General features: G+C 47.6%; 14 protein-coding genes. 3 read left to right on the forward strand and 11 right to left on the reverse strand.

Features of this window, described 5'->3' with window-relative positions; translation table 11 throughout:
* The first annotated feature begins 94 nt into the window (after positions 1–94).
* A complete protein-coding gene (locus KNP82_RS00005; RefSeq protein ID WP_214826503.1) occupies positions 95–4,480 on the forward strand; it encodes an Ig-like domain-containing protein in 4,386 nt (1,461 codons plus the stop codon).
* Between the two features lie 92 nt (positions 4,481–4,572).
* Here KNP82_RS00005 and KNP82_RS00010 read toward each other — a convergent pair whose 3' ends face one another.
* The 4 genes from KNP82_RS00010 to KNP82_RS00025 form a co-directional block, all read right to left on the reverse strand.
* Entirely contained in the window at positions 4,573–5,403 is an 831-nt protein-coding gene (locus KNP82_RS00010) for a carbohydrate ABC transporter permease (protein ID WP_029594830.1), read from the reverse strand.
* A complete protein-coding gene (locus KNP82_RS00015) occupies positions 5,400–6,416 on the reverse strand; it encodes a carbohydrate ABC transporter permease (protein ID WP_214826506.1) in 1,017 nt (338 codons plus the stop codon). Before KNP82_RS00015 ends, KNP82_RS00010 begins: the two co-directional genes overlap by 4 nt.
* 61 nt (positions 6,417–6,477) lie before the next feature.
* Positions 6,478–7,734 carry an extracellular solute-binding protein gene (locus tag KNP82_RS00020; RefSeq protein ID WP_214826509.1) on the reverse strand — a complete coding sequence of 419 codons (1,257 nt, stop codon included), beginning with the start codon at positions 7,732–7,734 and terminating at the stop codon, positions 6,478–6,480.
* 276 nt (positions 7,735–8,010) lie between these two features.
* Positions 8,011–9,345 (reverse strand): PDDEXK-like family protein, encoded by a 1,335-nt coding sequence (locus tag KNP82_RS00025; protein WP_214826512.1) that lies wholly within the window; start codon positions 9,343–9,345, stop codon positions 8,011–8,013.
* A 316-nt stretch (positions 9,346–9,661) separates the two neighbouring features.
* Between KNP82_RS00025 and KNP82_RS00030 the strand changes: the two genes are divergently transcribed.
* On the forward strand, positions 9,662–10,687 hold the full coding sequence (locus tag KNP82_RS00030) for a YcjF family protein (RefSeq protein WP_029594834.1): 1,026 nt from the start codon (positions 9,662–9,664) through the stop codon (positions 10,685–10,687).
* A gap of 72 nt (positions 10,688–10,759) precedes the next feature.
* On the opposite strand, the gene KNP82_RS00035 is transcribed toward KNP82_RS00030, so the two are convergent.
* The 6 genes from KNP82_RS00035 to KNP82_RS00060 all read right to left on the reverse strand — a co-directional run bounded on the left by KNP82_RS00035 (position 10,760) and on the right by KNP82_RS00060 (position 18,746).
* The gene (locus tag KNP82_RS00035) at positions 10,760–11,455 is read right to left on the reverse strand and encodes an N-acetylmannosamine-6-phosphate 2-epimerase (RefSeq protein ID WP_214826515.1); all 696 of its coding nucleotides are present in this window, start codon (positions 11,453–11,455) and stop codon (positions 10,760–10,762) included.
* A 2-nt stretch (positions 11,456–11,457) separates the two neighbouring features.
* Positions 11,458–12,264, reverse strand: a complete 807-nt coding sequence (locus tag KNP82_RS00040) for a MurR/RpiR family transcriptional regulator (RefSeq protein WP_214826518.1) — start codon at positions 12,262–12,264, stop codon at positions 11,458–11,460.
* A 24-nt stretch (positions 12,265–12,288) separates the two neighbouring features.
* Complete coding sequence (locus tag KNP82_RS00045) at positions 12,289–13,830, reverse strand: maltose/glucose-specific PTS transporter subunit IIC (protein ID WP_021066322.1); 1,542 nt, start codon at positions 13,828–13,830, stop codon at positions 12,289–12,291.
* Positions 13,831–13,960: 130 nt separating this feature from the next.
* Positions 13,961–15,412: a 6-phospho-beta-glucosidase gene (locus tag KNP82_RS00050; RefSeq protein ID WP_214826521.1), complete on the reverse strand. Its 1,452-nt coding sequence runs from the start codon at positions 15,410–15,412 to the stop codon at positions 13,961–13,963.
* A gap of 37 nt (positions 15,413–15,449) precedes the next feature.
* Positions 15,450–17,357, reverse strand: a complete 1,908-nt coding sequence (locus tag KNP82_RS00055) for a beta-glucoside-specific PTS transporter subunit IIABC (RefSeq protein ID WP_214826523.1) — start codon at positions 17,355–17,357, stop codon at positions 15,450–15,452.
* Positions 17,358–17,765: 408 nt separating this feature from the next.
* Positions 17,766–18,746, reverse strand: coding sequence for an Abi family protein (locus KNP82_RS00060; RefSeq protein WP_214826526.1), 981 nt, complete (start codon positions 18,744–18,746; stop codon positions 17,766–17,768).
* Positions 18,747–18,900: 154 nt separating this feature from the next.
* Between KNP82_RS00060 and KNP82_RS00065 the strand changes: the two genes are divergently transcribed.
* Positions 18,901–19,356: a hypothetical protein gene (locus KNP82_RS00065; protein WP_214799966.1), complete on the forward strand. Its 456-nt coding sequence runs from the start codon at positions 18,901–18,903 to the stop codon at positions 19,354–19,356.
* A 41-nt stretch (positions 19,357–19,397) separates the two neighbouring features.
* On the opposite strand, the gene KNP82_RS00070 is transcribed toward KNP82_RS00065, so the two are convergent.
* Complete coding sequence (locus KNP82_RS00070; RefSeq protein WP_214826528.1) at positions 19,398–20,045, reverse strand: acetyltransferase; 648 nt, start codon at positions 20,043–20,045, stop codon at positions 19,398–19,400.
* Between the last annotated feature and the right edge of the window lie 267 nt (positions 20,046–20,312).

Consider the following 20,312-nt stretch of genomic DNA (forward strand, 5'->3'; position numbering starts at 1 on the left):
ACTACTCTATCGGAGTTCTGTTCTGATTTTTCGGCAATAGTGTAAAATCGTATCGAGCAAAAACTGTCAATTTTATTTTAGCGTTCACACGGTAATGTATAAAGGAGATTCGGAAGCCGAATCAGGGTATTTCCAACTGAAAGCGAGTAGTCTTGGTGGAAATTTATATAAAGTAGATGTACCGACTTTCATGAGTACTAAAAATCATGGAATTATGGAAATTGCAGGAGTCACGATAAAGGATACTAGCGGTAACAATGCTTGGTATTTCGACTCTCAATTCCCCTATGGAAATTTCGAATTAAGCGGTGGAGACTTGTTTTATGCTCCTGAATTTTATGCGCCACGAATAAACATATCTTACATCAATCATAAAATCGTCCAATCTACTGAAGGAAATCAGTTGATCACTGTTTTTGATGATGAGAGTCAAGTTGAGGTTGCAGAGGTGGTATTCCTAAAACCAAACGGTAACCTCTATACAGTTCAATATACGAATCGCTACGGCAATGTATTCGATGCGTTCATCCCTTCTGAAGCTACAGCCAATGAAGGAGGAACTTGGCAGATTTATTATATCTGGGCTAAAGATATTTATGGAAACCAAGATCGAATTAAAAATGAAAATTACTTTAATTACGGTACTGATTTTACCTCAAGTGAGTTCTATGTCGATTATCGAGACGTCACGCCTCCAAATTCTCCCTCAGTGTATGAGGAGAGTTACACATATGAATACTCGACAACGTTGTCTGGTTATACGGAACCTGGCGCGCTCGTAACTGCCGAAGTTAATCAACAAATTATCGGTCAAGCAAAAGCAGATATTTATGGCTACTACAATATCGCTTTCGCTCCTCAAAAAGGAGGAACGACAATTTCTGTACATGCTGTTGATGACTCAGGTAATAAGAGTGAAGGCAAGCCAGTTTACGTCATTGATAATACAGCACCAGAAAAAGTATCTGTGAACGTAATCGGGGATAGTGATCTTCGTTTGTCAGGGCGAGCTGAAGCAAATGCTTTAATTTACGCCTATCTTGAAGACTATACCGTATCTTCACATGCGGATGATCAAGGGTATTTTGATTTTGATATTCCTAAACAACGTGCAGGCTATACGGCAACATTTTATGCAATCGATTGGTATGGCAATTGGTCAGAACCGACGTACGTGACGGTTACGGACAACAGTGCTCCGTCTTCACCGAAGGTTAATACGTTAACGGATCAAAGTACAAGTGTGTCTGGTACGGCAGAACCAGGAGCGACCATCCTGATTAAAAATGCATCTAAAACTTTGGCTACCGGAATGAGTAATGCGCAAGGTAATTACAGCATTACAATTTCAAAACAGATGGCGGGATCGAACTTAATGATTTATGCCGTAGATCAGGCTGGGAATACCAGTGTTGCAACGACAGTGAAAGTTCAAGATGTTACTTCTCCAGCTGTGACTGGTGTGACAAACGGATACCATAAGCAAGCGGTCACTCCTATTTTCACTGAAGGCGTCGCATCATTGAATGGAACTCCTTTCTTCTCAGGTCAATCAATTCGAGACGAAGGAAATTATGAACTTAGTGTTGTAGACACAGCAGGGAACAAGACCGTATATCAATTCATTATTGATTACACACCAGTTAAAGTTGCTAATGTTACAACAGGAACGGTGTACAAAGCTACAGTCGCACCAACATTTGTGGAAGGTGATGCAACGTTAAATGGGCATCCTTACTTCTCAGGTGAAGTCATCGCCCAAGAAGGAAAACATCAACTTTTAGTTTGGGATTCAGCAGGTAATGAAACAAAAATTGATTTTGAAATTGATTTGACTGCTCCTACGGTAACCGGTGTTGATTTAAAACTTTACAACAAGTCAGTCAAACCAGTCTTCACAGATACAGGCACATTGAACGGCAAATCGTTTGTATCCGGAACGGTTATATCTGCTGCAGGCGATTATCAATTAGTGGTACAAGATAAGGCGGGTAATCAAGTTATTAAAGAGTTCAGTATTGATTTGAGTGCTCCTATCGTCTCAGGTGTGAGGGACAATGTGGGTTATAAGGAATCAGTAACCGTTTCATTTAACGAGGGAACGGCTTCGTTGAACGGTAAGACGATAACTAATGGGACTGTAGTAAAAAATGAAGGTGAGTACGTATTAACGGTTACGGACAAGGCAGGAAATAGTACAACTCTTCGATTCGTAATCGACTTTACTCCACCGACGGTTGAAGGTGTATCGCACGAACACTATTATAATCAACCAGTCATGCCATCATTTAAAGAAGGAACAGCCACGTTGAACGGTCAGTCATATACGTCAGGTATAAAGATTGATAAAGAGGGCGAGTACGAACTTATCGTTAAAGATCAGGTTGGGAATCAAACAATAGTCAAGTTCGGACTAGATTTTGTTGCGCCAACGCTGAATGTTGAAAATAAATCGTATAACAAGCCGATCAAACCAATCTTTACTGAAGGGGTAGCCACCTTGAACGGTCAACCATTTACTTCTGGTACTACGATTTCTGTGGACGGATCCTATGAGTTAACGGTCAAAGATAAAGCTGGAAATGCAACGACGGCTCGATTCAAGTTAGATCAAAAACCAGTCATCGTGACAGGGATTGAAGAAGGTAAAACGTATAAACAAGCTAAACCAACCTTTACAGAAGGAACAGCTAAATTAAATGGAGTGGCTTATTTGTCTGGTACATCCATCGCACTTGAAGGGAACCATACTTTAATCGTGACAGATGAAGCTGGGAATGAGACAAAAATCTCATTTACGATTGATCACACAGCTCCGATTGTAAATGGCTTCATTAAAGATAAATCTTCCTATCGTGAAGTGACACCTACATTTACTGAAGGTGTCGCAACACTTAATGGGAAGCCGTTTGTTACTGGAACGAAAATCGCTACAGACGGTGAATACGAGTTGAAAGTGACGGACATGGCTGGAAACGAGACAATCGTTCGTTTCAAAATCGATCGAAAACCGGTCATCGTGACAGGGATTGAAGAAGGTAAAACGTATCAACAGGCTAAGCCAACCTTTACAGAAGGAACTGCTAAGTTGAATGGGGTAGCTTACACGTCTGGTACACTTATCACGCTTGAAGGAAACCATGTCTTACTCGTGACGGATGAGGCTGGGAATGAGACAAAAATCTCATTCACGATTGATCATACAGCTCCCGTTATCAAAGGGTTTCTTGAAGGGAGGTCTGTTTACCGTGAAGTGACGCCAACGTTCATAGAAGGTGCAGCAACGCTTAACGGGCAACCATTCGCTTCAGGTACGACAATTTCTAGTGATGGCGACTATGAGTTGAAAGTGAAAGATCAGGCTGGGAATGAGACGACGGTTCGTTTCAAAATTGATTGGAAACCAGTTACGGTGACCGGTGTGGAGAGCGGAAAGACTTATCAACAAGTAAAACCAATCTTCACAGAAGGCGTCGGTAAACTGAACGGTACTTCTTATGTATCGGGAACAAACATTGATCAGACAGGTGACTATGTCTTAATCGTGACAGACGATGCTGGAAACGAAACCAAACTTTCATTCAGCATCGATCGCACGTCTCCTGTCATTTCAGGGTTTGTGGAAGGTAAACAAAGCTACCGTGAAGTGACACCATCGTTCAGCGAAGGAACTGCTTCATTGAACGGGAAGACTTTTGTTTCAGGTACGAAACTTGTACAAGAAGGCAAATACGTTCTGAAAGTCATTGATCAAGTGGGTAATGTGACGACTCGCGAATTTACAATCGATCGCACGACTCCGATTGTCTCAGGCGTTACGAGTAAACAACTCACCAACAAATCGGTGACGGTAACCTTCAATGAGGGAAGCGCGACGATAAACGGTAAAAATATTGCCAGTGGACAGACGGTTGTCGCTTCCGGTGTTTACTCACTTCGTGTGACAGACGAGGCAGGAAACGTGAAACTCTTGACGTTCACCATCGATAAAGTAGCACCGTCGAAGCCGACCATCTCGACGCTGACGAACAAATCGACGAAAGTAACTGGAAAAGCCGAGAAGGGGTCGACGGTGTCCATCACGTACAACGGACGGACGTACACGACGAAAGCATCGACTGCCGGCACATACAGTTACAGTTTGAAAACGACGAAAGCAGGGGCGACGGTGACGGTCCGAGCGAAAGATGCTGCAGGAAACCTATCGACGGCTGCCTCGTCTAAAGTATTGAATACGTTCGCGACGTTCACTGTGAATACGGTGAAGTCGAGCGCTACCTCGGTGACGGGTAAAGGAAATAGAGCTGCGACGGTTCAAGCGTTCGTCGGAACGAAAGCTATCAGTAAGACCGCAAAAGTGGATTCGAAAGGGAACTACAAGTTGACGATTCCACGTCAAAAAGCGGGCGTGACGGTGACCGTGAAGATGACACAAACGGGTTATCAAGAACTGAAGAAAATGACAAAAATCATCAAGTAAATCAAATCACGTATCGTTCGTAACACGAAAAACATCGAGATTCAGTAGTCCTTACTACGTGAATCTCGATGTTTTTTATATAGGTATACGACTCACTTAATCCCCGAATTCGTGACCCCTTTGACGAAGTATTTGTTCGCCCAAAGAAAGATTAGAAGAGCCGGTACGGTCGCGACGACGGTGGAGGCCATCATGGCGGCCGGATTGACGAAGTTTGACCCTTGGACGAGCGTGGCGACCCCGAGCGTGAGCGTCTTCATCTCATCGCTATTCGTCACGAGCGAGGGCCAGAGAAAATCGTTATAAATGGCGAGGAACGTGACGACGCCGAGTGTCGTGACGACGGGCTTGATGGACGGGAAGATGACTTTCGTCAATACTTGCCACTGGGTCGCCCCATCAAGGTAGGCGGCTTCCTCGAGTTCCTGCGGGAAAGAGCGCAAGAAGTTATAAATGAGGAACACCCCGAGCGTTCCTGCGGAGTATGGGAGGATGAGCGGATAGTACGTATCCAGTAAATTCACGCTTTTGAACAGATAAAACGCTGGGAACAATGTCACAATCCCCGGAACGGTCAATGCGATGATGACGATGGCCAAAATGATTTTTTTGCCTGGTATATTTAGCCGGGCGAGCGCATAGGCGGCGAGGACGTCGACGAAGATGACGATGACCGTTCCCATGAGCGTGACGACCGCGGTGTTGATCGTCCATTGCACCATGTTCGAGTCTGCCGAAGCAGAGAAGATGGTCTGATAGTGCTCGAGCGTCCATTCGTTCGGGAAGAGGCCGGCACTCGACAGTGATTCGCTAAGAGTCTTGAACGAAGTGAAGACCATCCAAACGAGCGGGAATATGAACAAGATGGCCAGGATGGATGTGATTGTCACGAGTAGGACCGATTTTATTCGTTTCTTCTTCATGTGACTTTCCGCTCCTTTTTCTCAATCGTCGTGGCTGGCCGTGAGCTGACATTTGTCGGTCCGACATTGGTGGCACGGGTGAACCGTTTCTTCTCGGACTTTCCACTTTCCGTTTCTTCTTTGTTGTTTCGATATGACATCCAATATTGGAGGCCTGTGATGACCATCATGATGATACCCATCAAAAGCGCCATGGCGGAACCGACACCGAGTTGGTTGTTTCCGAACACGGTCGCATGAATGCCCATGATCAAGGAACTCGTCGATTGACTTGGTCCACCGCGTGTGATGAGGAGTGACTGTCCGTACAAGTTAAACGATGCGATGACGGTCGTAATCATGACAAAGATGGAGATATTTCGAATGTCAGGCAACGTGATGTAGCGGAACTTGTTCCACGAGGAAGCCCCATCCAAGTCGGCTGCCTCGTACAAGTTTGGATCGACTTCATCGAGCGCATTGACGAATAACAGCATATTGAAGCCAATCGTCCACCAGACGGTCGCGATGACGATGACGAACCACGCATACGGTTGGTCACCGGTCCAGTTGATCGGCGACGAAATCATCCCCGTATTCAACAACAAGTTGTTGATGAACCCACCGTTGGCGCCGAACAACCAAAGATAGAGTGCTGAGACGGCTGTGACGGAAATGGCATAAGACAAGAAAAAGACGGTCCGGAAAAATGTCTTCAACCGCTTCGGCAAGTTATCGATTAATAGGGCCAAGCCGAGGCTGATCAAGATGAGCGGTGGCACGCTCAAGACGATAAACATTAACGTGTTTTTTAAAGAGTTCATGAACACGTTGTTATAGAGCGTGTCCGGCGTGAGAATATCGACATAGTTCTTTAATCCGATGAACCCGTTATTGCCCACAGACAGGCGAAAATCATGAAGACTGATCCAGACGCCATATAGTAACGGGGTCAGCCAAAAGATGAGAAAACTGAGGAGAAATGGAATCACGAACAAAAAACCGATCCATTTCGTTCGTTTCGTCATATACATCGCACGTCCTCCTTCCAAAACAATCAGTGTAGGAGCACCCACACTGATCGAAAGGTCATCTTTACTGTTGGGTGTCGGCGACTTGTTTCGATGCTTTTGTCGCTTTTTCGAGCTCGGCCATCAAGTCTTCTTTCGTCAGATTCGCCTCACCGGTCAATTTCGTGAAGACGACCTCGTTCATATAACGCATTTGCTCATCAAACTGATACACGCGCGGGGCAGGTTCATACATTTCTAACTGCTCCTGATTTTGATTGGCGAGCGCATATTTCTCAGGGTCCTCTGAAATCAATTCGAGTGTGGCGATGTGCGTCGGGGTTTGACCAGACTCGGCCCAGTTCGCTAAGTTTTCAGGCGTATACATGAACTTCAAGAACTCGGCAATGCCGTCTTTCGTTTCTTGATCGTCGACAGCGGCCGCGACTGAAATCGTGTGGGCGTTACCAGTTGTCGCGGCGGTTTCGAATAACGTCGGCATTTTGCCGATGCCAAGCGCATCGCCGTATTTCTCTTTCACGGCTTGATAATACCAAGGGCCGGTGAACGTGACCGCGGTCTGTTTCGAACTGTCCTCGGCTGATTTCATGAACGCTTGGAACTCCCCGTCTAGACCTAGTTTCTCAGGCGAGGTCTTGTCTTCAAACACCATCGCATGATATTGCATCAACGCGTCGGCGTATGCACTATCAGTGAAATCCAAATAACCTTCTTTGGCTAAATCGATTCCATTTTGCGCGGCAGCGACGGTGAAGTAGAATGTTGTCAGTCCTGTCGATGGAAGTCCGAACGCGTACAAGTTTGAATCTTCAGCTTGAAGCGATTCTCCGAGCTGTTTCAACTGTTCGTAATCGGTAGGTGCCTCCTTAACCATGTCTTCGTTATAAAACATTGTCAGCGGGTGAATGTCGAGCGGGACGCCGAACATTTTGTCATCGACTGAACCGGACTGAATCCCCGCCTCGTTAAAATCACTCTCTGAAATTTCGGCTGCCTCCATGAACGGTCCGACGTCTTGAATCAATTGATCTTTTTGATACGTGTCGAGGTTCGTCTCATGCATGACGACCAGGTCGTAATCACCAGATTTAAACTTGGTGTAGTGTTCTTTTTCTTGGGACTGGACGACTTCATATGTGTCTTGGCTGGAGTTAAAATCATCGACGATTTTTGTCATGTAGTCGCCATCACCACCAGTGAAACCGTTGATAAATTTAATTTCCGTTTTCCCACTATCACTTGAATCGTTCGGAGTACAACCTGAAATCGAGAACGCCAATAAACTAGCTGATGCAAGTATTGCGTATTTTCGGTTAAACATCTCGTTCCTCCTTTTTAGTAAGCGCTTACAATTAACGATGACGATTTAAAGTCTCGACTAAAATTGAACCAAAAGACGTGTTTCACTTTTTAAACATCTTTCAGCGCATTCACGGCACATCCATATATGATGTTCCCTAAATTGTCACATTTATAAACAAAATATAAATAAATGCTTATCTAACTGAAGTATAAACTCTAGTAAATAAATCGCCTCATCCCTACATTAAAATCATGTAAGATGAGGCGACTGAAAATGATTCAGTTAGGCTATCCTTTAAAGCTCAACTGGCGATTTGGTGTAAATGTTGCTTAAGACTTCGGTCACCGTCTTACTGAACGAGCGGAACGAAGGGTCGTCGATGAGTGATGTCATTGCATCTTTTACGACAGCTGTGTTTGTCCAATCGGAGACATCGGTCGTCTCAGTATAAATGCGCGTGAACTTCTTGCCTTCTTGTTTCCCAGACTTCCAAAACGAGATGTTTTTCGCTTCAAGTGCTTCTAGAAGCGGGAGACGTTCGGCATAATCAATCGGGCCGACTTCCACGTAAAGTTTGAGACGTGTACTGCCTTTCCGTTCAAACCAGATGATCAGTCCATAGTTGAGCCAATAGCGATTCAACCGGTCCATTTGATCCAAATATGGTAACCAGTCGTCCATGACGAAGTTCGGTACGCGAGTATGTGCAGAGTAGGTCGTAATCGCCTGCTCGTTCACAAATTCGAGGAACGCTTGGTGGACGATGTTGCCGCCGGTTTTGAAAATGTAGTCGATGGTTTGTCGCTTCCGGTTATAGATAAGCAGGAGATGTCGTTTCGTCTCCGCGTCGAACGTCTCAAGCGTTTTGACCGCTTGCCGTAGTTCGATTTGTTTATGCTTTGCCGGATTGGCATTCGCATACAGCAGATGAATTGCAGAGGCATAGTCTTGATACAACTCGAGCGCCGTATTCATCGTGTCCTCGTCATCGACGAGGCGCTCCTCTAGTAACGCAATGTAATACGTCAGGAAATCGTAAATGTTGTCAGCAATCGTCGCGCGGTTCAACTCGAGTTCTTGGGTGATCATCAGACGGACATCCTCATAATCGAGGAACCAGTAATCGTCGTGGGAAGGGGCATCACTCGAGAGCGTCAAATAGACCGGCAAGATGTTCCGATTTGGGAATGTCTCGTGGACGTGGTCAAAGTAATGACTGAGTTGCCCGGCCGACTCGCTCGAATGAAACTTGTTTTCGATGAGCAAGATCAAGTTCAGGGATGGAATATCAATCAGTAAGTCGATGGCACCATTCCCGGTCCACCATTCGCGATGGACCGTGACGTCCGAGAGTGGGGCATGCAGGAATGGCAAATAGTCGATGCCGACAATCTTCTCTTCGTTCTCCGGCTTCGTGATTAAGTTCATCAGTACTTTCCGTAAAAAGAAGCTCCCGAGCCGATGGTTCTCGTTCGGGTCGAACAGCCAAGCGAGGACATTCGAGTGACGGATCTCGTACTGATCGACGCGGAGCACTTTGAGCGGATTGAATTGATGAAACTGTTGGTTGAGACGGTTGAATTCGGTCGAGTTTTCGAGTTGTAAGATGGTGTCGAGTGAGTAGTGCATATAGGCCTCCTAAGAAGAGTTGATAAGATTAGTAAACTATAAATAAAACATTATGGTTATACAAAAAATGAACTTAGTCCGAAAATGTGTCAGGGTAGTGCGGGGAAAAGAGGTAAGGTTTAAATGAGAAGATGAGTATAAGAAAGAGCAAGAATTTGTCGAATCAATGTCGAACGATTCAAGTGTGATAGTTCAAATATCATCTACCTCTTTTTCAGAAATAAACAGTATTTAAAGTCTATCTTTTGTAACATCTAGAGCGAGGCATGCTGAATAGAAACAGTATTTGAAAGTTTACGAATATGGAGGAACAGAAATGGATAAAATATCTGATTATAATGAATTGAACGAGGAAATGTTTGACCAAGAGTTTGATCAAAACTATGAGGATCAACTCAAACAGGCGAATGATCAACTGGACCACGATATTTTGATTGCGCTCGTTGGAGACGTAAACTGTGGAAAGTCATCTACGATTAACAAGTTAATGGATGGAGAATTCGTATCGACTGGCGCAAAACCAGGTGAAACGGTTGAAATCAAAGAAGTGAAATATTCGGATAAAATTGTATTCGTTGATACGCCAGGTTTAGATGATATCAACAAAGAAAATTCGCAAGTGACATTGGACTATTACAAAAAATCAGATGTTATTCTATTCTTTACAAACGCGGCTGGTACGGTGCTGTCTGATAATGAATTGAAGAATTTAAAAGAAATCGAGAAAACGAACAAAAATATCATTATCGTCTTAAATAAAATTGATGCAGCCGAAGACATTGGTGGACTCGTGCAATACATTCAACAAGCGACTAACTACGTTTACCCTGTCACTCCAATTTCATCGAGAACAGGTGAAAATATCGGCATGTTACAAAAAGAGCTCTTAAAAATTTTAGAGGAGAAGCAAAAAGATATTTTGATGGCTCGTGAATTGAAGGATAAATCAACTACTGCCAATCGTTGGATTAATAGTGCGGGCCTCGCTTCAGCAGCAATCGGTGCCTCTCCAATTCCTGGATCGGATATTATTCCATTGACCGGGATTCAAGTAGGATTGATCATCAAATTATCTATGCTTTATAACAAGCCTGTATCGAAAGAAAGTGCGAAAGAATTGTTGCTTGCGACAATCATCGGAAATGCAGGCAAAACAGCATTTCGTCAATTAGTCAAACTAGTGCCTGGAGCCGGCTGGGCAGTCGGGGCTGGTGTGGCTAGTGCGGCGACGATTGCTTTAGGGTACGCTGTGAAATACTTACACGAACACAATATTGAATTGTCGGCTGAACAGTTGAAATTTGTATACAATATGTTTTTGGAGAAAGAAAAAAGCAAGTGATGATTATGCAAGAAAATGGCCACTCCGATTCATTCGGAGTGGCCATTTTCTATAGTCGATGAAGCGAACGAATTAGTTCGCAGTCTTATTCGTCGCTGACATCGCCTCTTCGAATCGCGCCGTGATCTGTTGCGGCCGCGTGATGGCACCGCCGACGACGACGGCGTGTGTGCCGAGGTCCATGCAGCGTTTTGCCATCTCCGGCGTCAAGATATTGCCTTCCGCGACGACCGGTTGCGTGACGTGGTCGAGCACGTCTTTCAAGAACTTGAAGTCGTCGTGGAAGAGGAGCGAGCCGTTCGTCTCGGCCGTATAGCCGTGCAGCGTCGTCGAGATGTAGTCGAAGCCGAGTCGATCCGCCTCGATACAATCCTCAAGCGTCGCACAGTCAGCCATCAACAGTTGGTTCGGATAAATCGAACGGATGGCGTGGACGAGTTCTTGCAGTGTCATGTTGTCGGGACGCGGTCGGTGTGTCGCATCGAGAGCGATGACGTCGACGCCCACGTCCATTAATTCTTCGACTTCTTTCATCGTCGCCGTGATAAACACGTCACTGTCCGCATAGTCGCGTTTGACGATTCCGATAATCGGGACGTTCACTTGCTGTTTGATTTCACGGATGTCTTTCGCCGAGTTGGCGCGGATGCCTTTGGCGCCACCTTGTACGGCCGCGATGGCCATCCGTCCCATGATGTAGTCGCTATGGAGCGGTTCATCTTCGAGTGCTTGGCAGGAGACGATTAATCCGGTTGGTAAATCGGTCATCATTAATCACTTCTTTCTTTTAATCGGTCGAGCGCTTTGAGTGTTTTTAGATAATGCGCTTTTAAGTCTTCACTCGTTTCCATCAACGTCTTCGTCACCGCGTCCGCCGTGAACAGGAGCGGGAGTTGCGTGTTGATTAAGAACGCCTCGCCCGACGCACCGGCCGTCAACAGTCGATGGTCGACGAGCTCGGCGAGCGGGGAGTGCTGATAGCCGACGAAAGCGATGGTCGTGCAGCCCGATTCTTTCGCGAGCTGAACGGCTTGGACGACCTCACGGCTCTCACCACTGTTCGAGAAAGCGATAATCAAGTCGTCTTTCGTCGCGATTGAGGCGTCCATGACCATGCTGTGGCTATCGAACGCCGTCGTGGCGAGCAGGCCCATCCGTCGCAAGCGATATTCCATCTCTTGTGCGACGAGCCCGGCGTTACCGAGCCCATATAAATGGACCGAGCGGCAACGTCGGATATGGTCGCAGATGGCGAGGAGTTCCTCTTGGTCGATCAAGTGGGCGGTCGTCTGAATCAATTCGATATACGACCGCTGCATCGGTTCGAGCGACGTCGCCGTCTGGGGCAAGTTCGTTTCCGTCAATGTCTTTTGCATCATGAGCTTCAGTGCCGAATAGCTCCCGACCCCAATCGTTTTGCAGAACCGGGTCACGGTCCCAGGTGACGTCTGGATGGCTTGCGCCAACTCGGTGATCGTCAACTCGATGGCGTCTTTCATATTCGTCATGAGGTAATCGGCAATTTTTTTCTCACTGTCCGTCATCTCTGGATAGACGTCTTTCATTTGTTCCCACACGGCTATTCCCTCCAACACAATACGTTATTCGCCCCGGCCTAACGCCTCTTGGACTTCATTCTTAATAATTGTAACAGAAGGACCGTAAATTACTTGAATCCCATTTCCTTTTTGCACGACCCCGTGGGCGCCCGTCGCCTTCAACAAATCCTCGCGGACGTGCTGGTGGTCGTTGACGGTGACGCGGAGGCGTGTCGCACAGCAGTCGACCGTGTCGATGTTGGCATCGCCACCAAGCGCTGCGATGATGGCTGTCGTGCGGTCTGATGCGTCGACGTCGGCTGCTTTCACAGCTGTCTCGTCTGAACGTCCCGGCGTCATGAAGTTGAACTTCGTGATGAGGAAACGGAACGTCACGTAGTAGAGCAAGAACCAGAAGGCACCGATGACCGGTACGAGCATCCAGTTCGTCTTGTCATTTCCCTGTAAAACCCCGAATAAGATAAAGTCGATGAACCCACCTGAGAACGTTTGACCAATCGTGATCTCGAAGATGTGGGCCATCATGAAGGCAAGTCCGTCGAAGATGGCGTGGACCAAGTAGAGGACCGGTGCCACGAACAAGAAGGCGAATTCGAGCGGCTCGGTGATCCCCGTCAAGAACGACGTGAGCGCAGCCGAGAACAAGAGGCCAAAGACGACTTTCTTCTGTTCCGGTTTCGCGCAATGATACATGGCGAGCGCGGCACCGAGCAGACCGAACATCATCGTGATGAAGCGGCCTGACATGAAGCGGGCCGTACCTTCATAGAACTGCGTCGTGCTCGGGTCAGCGAGCTGGGCGAAGAAGATTTTCTGCGTCCCTTCGATCAAAGTCCCGTCGATGACCATTGAGCCCCCGAGGCCGGTCGTCCAAAACGGGATGTAGAAGATGTGGTGCAATCCGAACGGTCCGAGCATCCGGAGCACGAAGCCGTAGATGAACGTCCCGATATAGCCTGTCTTGTCGACGAGTCCGCCGAGCGAGAAGATCCCGCTTTGAACCGTCGGCCAGATGAAGTAGAGCGCAATCCCGACACCAATGGCGACAAACGACGTGATGATTGGCACGAAGCGCGATCCACTGAAGAAGCCGAGGAACTGCGGGAGCACTTGCTTGTTGTAACGGTTATGCAAGAGTGCCGTCACAATCCCGATGAGAATACCGCCGAAGACACCGGTCTCGAGCGTTTGAATCCCGAGCGCCATTCCTTGACCGGCACTGGCGAGATCCGTCTCCATCAACTCACCCGTGATTTGAAGCATGGCGTTGATGGTGGCGTTCATAATCAGATAGCCGAGCATGGCGGCGAGTCCGGCCGTCCCTTTATCCGACTTGGCGAGCCCGACCGCGACCCCAATCGCGAAGAGGACAGCTAAGTTGGCGAAGACGATCGACCCAGCGGCGGCCATGATGGTGAACAAATGCTGGAGCCAGGTGATGTCGAGGAATGGATACGCCTGGACCGTGTTCGGGTTCGAGAGCGCCCCTCCGATCCCGAGTAATAGTCCCGCTGCCGGTAAGACGGCGATGGGCAACATAAATGATTTCCCGAATTGTTGTGCCCGTTCGAATAGACGTGACATGAAAAAGTCCTCCTTAAAATTATTTTCACCTGAATCATAATATGAAAAATATTTTTATGCAAGCGGTTACGATAAAAATCTTTTTAATAAAAAATCGAACCAGTCAACGGGACCGGTTCGATTCTCATGCTTATGTGGTTTTGACAGTAGGCGTCACATTTTCGCCGTTCGTCGTGATAACTTGCTTGTACCAATCAAAGCTCTTCTTCTTCGAACGGGTGAGGGACCCGTTACCTTCATTGTCTTTGTCGACGTAGATGAAGCCGTACCGTTTTTTCATCTCGCCGGTCGAGGCGCTGACCAAGTCGATCGGGCCCCAACTCGTATAGCCGAGAATCTCGACGCCGTCCTTGATGGCCTCATGCATCTGTTCGATATGTTTCGCCATATAGTCGATACGATAGTCGTCTTCGACGTAGCCGTTCGCGTCTGGCGCGTCGACGGCACCGAGTCCATTCTCGACGACGAACAACGGCTTCTGGTAGCGGTCGTACAGCTGGTTCGCCGTGATGCGGAAGCCGGTCGGATCGATCGTCCAGCCCCATTCCGACTTCTCGAGGAACGGGTTCTCGAGCGAGCTGAAGATGTTGCCTTCGGTCGATGCGTTGATCTCCGGGTCCGTGCTCGTCGTCCGGCTCGCGTAATAGCTGAAGCCGATATAGTCGACCGTGTGCTGTTTCAACAGCTCGAGGTCGCCGTCTTCCATCTCGAGCGTGATACCGTTTTCGTCGAGGTAACGTTTGGCGTAGCCCGGGTACTCGCCACGCGACTGCACATCGATAAAGAAGAACGATTCACGGTCCTTGTCCATCGCGTCCAAGACGTCGTCCGGGTTGCACGAGTAGGCGTACGTCTGGCCAGCCGCGAGCATGCAGCCGACTTGCATGTCAGGATTGATGGCGTGCGCTGCCTTGACCGCTTTCGCGCTCGCGACGAGCTGATGATGCGCCGCCTGATATTTCACTTGCTGCTTGTCCTCACCGTCCTCGAAGACGAGTCCGGCGCCGATGAACGGCAAGTGTAACAGCATATTGATCTCATTGAACGTCATCCAATATTTCACTTTACCGTTATAGCGGGTGAACAGCGTCGTCGCGTACGTCTCGAAGAAGTCGACGACGCGGCGGTCGCGCCAACTGCCATAGTTTTGGATGAGGCTGACCGGTACGTCGAAGTGGGCGATCGTGACGACCGGTTCGATACCGTGCTTCAACAGCTCGTCGAAGACGTCGTCATAAAATTGAAGACCGGCCTCATTTGGCTCGGCGTCGTCGCCGTTTGGGAAGATACGGGCCCATGAGATCGACAGGCGAAGCGCCTTGAATCCCATCTCGGCGAACAGCGCGATATCTTCTTTATAGCGGTGATAGAAGTCGATCGCCTCGTGTGACGGATAAAACTCGCCCGGCACCGGCTCGAGTGACGGCAAGTCGCCGAACATGACGTCGAACCGCTTCTTCCCGGTCGGCAACAAGTCGACCGTCGTCAAGCCCTTGCCACCTTCTAAGTACGCACCTTCAGCTTGGTTCGCGGCGATGGCGCCGCCCCATAAAAATCCGCTTGGAAAACTCATCAAATTCATCCTTTCTAAGATAGGGGAGGGGCGAACCCTCCCACATTTATTCGTTGATGACGAAAATCGGTTCGCCCGTTTGGACGTGTGATGCTTTGTTCGGTGAAATCACTTTCCGGTTCGTGACGATGACCGGTGTCGTGAGGGCACGGCCAGAGCGTTTGATCGCGTCGAGGTCGAACTCGATCAACAGCTGACCTTTCTCCACGAACTCGCCTTGCGTGACGTGTGCCTTGAAGTGTTTGCCTTCCAATTGAACCGTGTCCATGCCGATATGGATGAGCACCTCGGCCCCCGTCTCGGTCGTGATACCGATAGCGTGATGCGTCGGGAAGAGGGCGGACACCGTGCCAGCGACCGGAGCGACAAGTTTGCCTTCCGTCGGTTCGATGGCGACGCCTTGGCCGAGTGAGCCGGATGAGAAGGCGACGTCCGAGATGTCTTTCAAGTTGACGACGTTGCCGGCAAGTGGGCTGAGGATTTGCTCTTGGCCGACTTTTGTCGCTGATACTTCTTCTGCGACCGGTGTGACTTCTGGTTGTGGCGTTGCGGCGACCGCTTTATTGACGCCACCGAACAAGTACGTCAAGACGAAACCGACGACGAAGGCGACGGCCGTCCCGATGAGTGATCCGTAGAAGCCGGTCGTGAGTCCTTCCGGTGAGATGTTCGACGGGTAACCGAAGACGCCGAGTCCGCCAATCATATACACTTGTGTACCCATGATGCCCATGATCCCACCACCGACGGCACCACCGATACAGCTCATGATGAACGGTTTTTTAAGTGGAAGCGTGACCCCGTAGATGGCCGGCTCGGTGACTCCGAAGATGCCTGAGATGAAGGCCGGGATAGATAGCGTTTTGATTTTTTGATTTTTGATGCGAAGGAAGACTGCGAGTACGGCACCGATTTGCGCGAATGAAGCCGCGAAGACGAGTGCGAGTACAGGGTCTGACCCAAGCGACGTCAAGTTGTTGATGGCGACCGGGACGAGTCCCCAATGCAAGCCGAAGATGACGAACACTTGCCATAAGCCACCGAGGAAGAGACCGGCGACGAGCGGGCTCAAGTTGTAAACGGCGACTGTGGCGCTACCGAGCAACATACCAGCCCATGTCGCGATTGGTCCGATCAAGATGAACGTGAGTGGGACGATGATGAGCAACGTCAATAATGGGACGATGAACATTTTGACGACGTCCGGGATGACCGTCTTCAAGAAGTTCTCAAGCTTCGCTGCGAAGAACGCCGCGATGATAATCGGAATGACCGATGTCGAGTATGTCATCAAGATGACCGGCACACCGAGGAACGTGATATGGATCGGTGACTCGAACATGGTGCCGGCGAAAACGGTGTAAAGCGGGTCACCGGCCGTGAGTGTCGACAGCGTCGGATAGACGAGCGCCGCCCCGATGGCCATCCCGATAAACGGACTGCCGCCGAACTTCTTAATGGCCGTATAGCCGAGGAAGATTGGGAAGAAGTAGAACAACGAGTCACCGATGGCGTTCAACAGCTGATACGTGCCGGATGTGGCGTCGAGCCAACCGAGGGCGACGAAGAGGGCGTTGAACCCTTTAATCATCCCGGTCGCGGCCAAGACGCCGAGGACAGGGGTGAAGATGCTAGAGATGATATCGATGAACCGGCTGAATAATGATCCTTTCGGGCCTTCCTCTTTTTCAACAGGTGACTGGTTTTGGAAACCGCCGACTTCGACGACAGCTTTATACACGTCGGGGACGTGATTACCGATGACGACCTGGTATTGACCGCCACTCTTCATGACGGTGACGACACCATCCATGTTTTTGAGGGCTTCCGTGTTGGCCTTGCTCTCGTCTTTTAATTTGAAGCGCAAACGGGTGATACAGTGGACGACGCTGTTGACGTTCTCTTTGCCGCCGACTTGCTGGATAATGTCGCGTGCGAGCTGTTCGTATTTCATGTCCATACCTTCCTTTTCCATTGGATTTTACGTTCGCGTCAAATAAAAAACCTGACCCGTGTCAGAGGAAATACGTAAAATCACGTATGCCATCTGACTCGAGTCAGGTTATGCCCACTAAAGGTAACATTCCTGCGCAGGAGACCGTTCAGTTGTTATTTGATACTTGAAATGTAGCACGTGCCAAAACGAAATGTCAACGCTTACATTTGCAAATATTCAGAATTATTTTCTTAACACTTGACTTATCAAATATAGAAAATGGATTTTCAAGTTTTAGTTGGATGTACAATATAAATGAAAAAGGGGATCAGACGCATCTGAATCCCCTTAAGTACAAGCCGAAGCATTGTACCGCTATTAGTTCTATAATGATAGCATGAGGTGTTCGGGAAGTAAAGTTTAAATTTAAATATAGGCTTTGATTTGGTTCATTTTATTACGGAAATCAGAACCCATGACTGAAGTATGAATTGAGACTGGAATGTTATTTCTTAATTTTTCGGATTCACCTTCTAATTGTCTAACTATTTTTTTCAATTCTGTTTTTGTGATACCCAATTTTTTTAAGATGAAAATAACAGCTATGAAATAGTCACCTATTGTATCAAAGTTGATTTGACTTATATTGGTTTCGTGTTGAATATACTCTTTTAATCTAGAAGGGACATTGATTTTCTTAAATCGGCAATCAAACACAACGGAATTGTGAGCGACAGCATTGCGAAGCTCTTTTAACAAAAATACAAAATCTTCAGCAATTCTACCATTTTGGTTTGAATTAGAAGAATGAATATTTAAATCTTGTGCAATCTTAATTCTTACATTTTGATTTAAGCATTGCAGGAAGAAACCGAACTCTCCAAAATTGATAACCTCAAATATAGCCCAAAGAGGAATCGGTTTATTTGTATGGAAGAAGTGTGCAATCACTGGTTGCTTTTCAGAATAATTATAACTGATTTGCGAAAATATTTTATTTCGCAATTCTAATCTTTTTTTCATCTTATCTCTGTACTTACTATTGCCAACATTTTCACTTTTATAATCATTTAAATGATGCGAGAAAATATATTCAAAATCTACAGGACCTAGACATACAAGCGTATTTAATACATGATTTTTTAAAGCGGTCTCAATAAACATGATATGTGGGTATAATATAGTTTTTAAATCTCTATCAAATTCATAAACATTCGTGATTTCTTCAAAAGTGGAGTAAGGAATTGGTTGATGGGAATGCTTTATAAAGCGGTATCCTTTATAGCCGTGATAGTATCCCATATTGATCAAGTTCAGTTTATCTTTGCTACCAGATACATGAACATTATGTGTATCGCGTAAATGCCTCATTAGGCCGTTAATTGTTTTACCATTAATTCTATCCAAGTTAATCTCCCCTAAGATGTTATTAAAAATAATTATACAGCGTACCTAGTACAAACTCCAAATTAGCTCATATGATTTAAAAACATTGAATTTGAAACATCTAGTAAATATGAATCGTAGAAAGAAGTAATTAAAGATAGAAGGAGCTTTGACCATGAGACGTGAACAACATATCCGCCGCCTCGTCGATTACGCACGGCAAGGAAATGCGAAGACATTCATCATTGGGGCCGCTTCTGCCATCATCACGGGAACGCTCGCCCAGTACGTGTCCCAATACGAATTCGTCGTGCTCGGCATCGGATTTCTAGGCGTTATTCCATTAGTCATTCGCGAATGGAAACTCGGCACGATTCGAGCCTCGTTCAACGACAATGCGACGTATCAGCGGCTCGTCCGGTTGCCGTTTTGGCTGACGTTATGCGGATTGGTCATGCTGTACGCGCTTCTCGGCTGGTACGATTCCGGCTCGGCGGGTCCGTCCTTCTTTATCTTGTTCGCAGCGCTCTGCATGGGGATGTTCGGTCTCCAGCGTGCCTTCGACCGGGTCATCTTAAAGCTCGAGCCAGACTATATCACTGACCGCGAGCTACATCGCGAGTTGAAATGAAAAACGAGGTCACCCAGCGCGGGGAGACCTCGTTTTTGTGTTCACAAGTATCGTTCGTTCATGACCCGCCCCCGAATCGGTTTGGCCGGTGATCCATAAGCGACCACGTGGTTCGGGATGTCTTTCACGACCGTGGCGCCGGCACCGATGACCGTGTCGTGCCCGATATGGACGTTGTGGATGACCGTCGCGCTCATACCGACGAACGTGCGGGCACCGACACGGACGTTGCCGCCGAGATGCGCGCCCGGGGCGATTGAAGCGAACGAATCGAGGATACAGTCGTGATCGACCGACGCCATCGTGTTGACGATACTGTGCGGGCCGATGACGGCGTTCGGATTGATGACACTCCCTGCCATGACGGCCGTGCCTTCACCAAGGATGACGTTCTTGCCGATGACGGCGCTCGGATGAATGGCGTTGACGAATTCAAAGTCTGGTGTCCGTCCGCGGATGGCGCGCTCGAGTGACTCGCGCTGGACGTTGTCACCGATACCGATGATGCCTTTTTTGGCGACGACGTTGGAATGGACGAGACCGAGCACGGGGTACCCGGCGACGAATTTACCGATTAAGGCTGGGTTGTCGTCATAAATTCCTGCGATCCGGTAGAGTCCCATCAACTCAAGAATATCGATGATGACTTGTGCGTGACCGCCTGCACCAAAAATCACAATCCATTCCATGATTGGTCACCCCTTTTTTGCCGAAAACTGTCGAAAATATTGTTCTGTACGTTAGTTATTTCCGATTCCCTATATTTGAAACAAAACAAAAAAGAAGTTGCGAGCATGATTTGATATCAAAGCATATTCGAAGACGGAACGTGTGACTTCCTATATAGGTATTTGTTCAAAAATCTGTAAACCTTCCATTTACAATCCAAAAGCATTATCCGCATTTCCGTTTTGTTGTTTTTCGGACGGGCTATTTTCCTAAGGTATTCTACTGAC

Origin of the sequence: Exiguobacterium sp. s26, from assembly GCF_018618235.1 — a bacterium.
Classification (GTDB): Bacteria; Bacillota; Bacilli; order Exiguobacteriales; family Exiguobacteriaceae; genus Exiguobacterium; species Exiguobacterium chiriqhucha.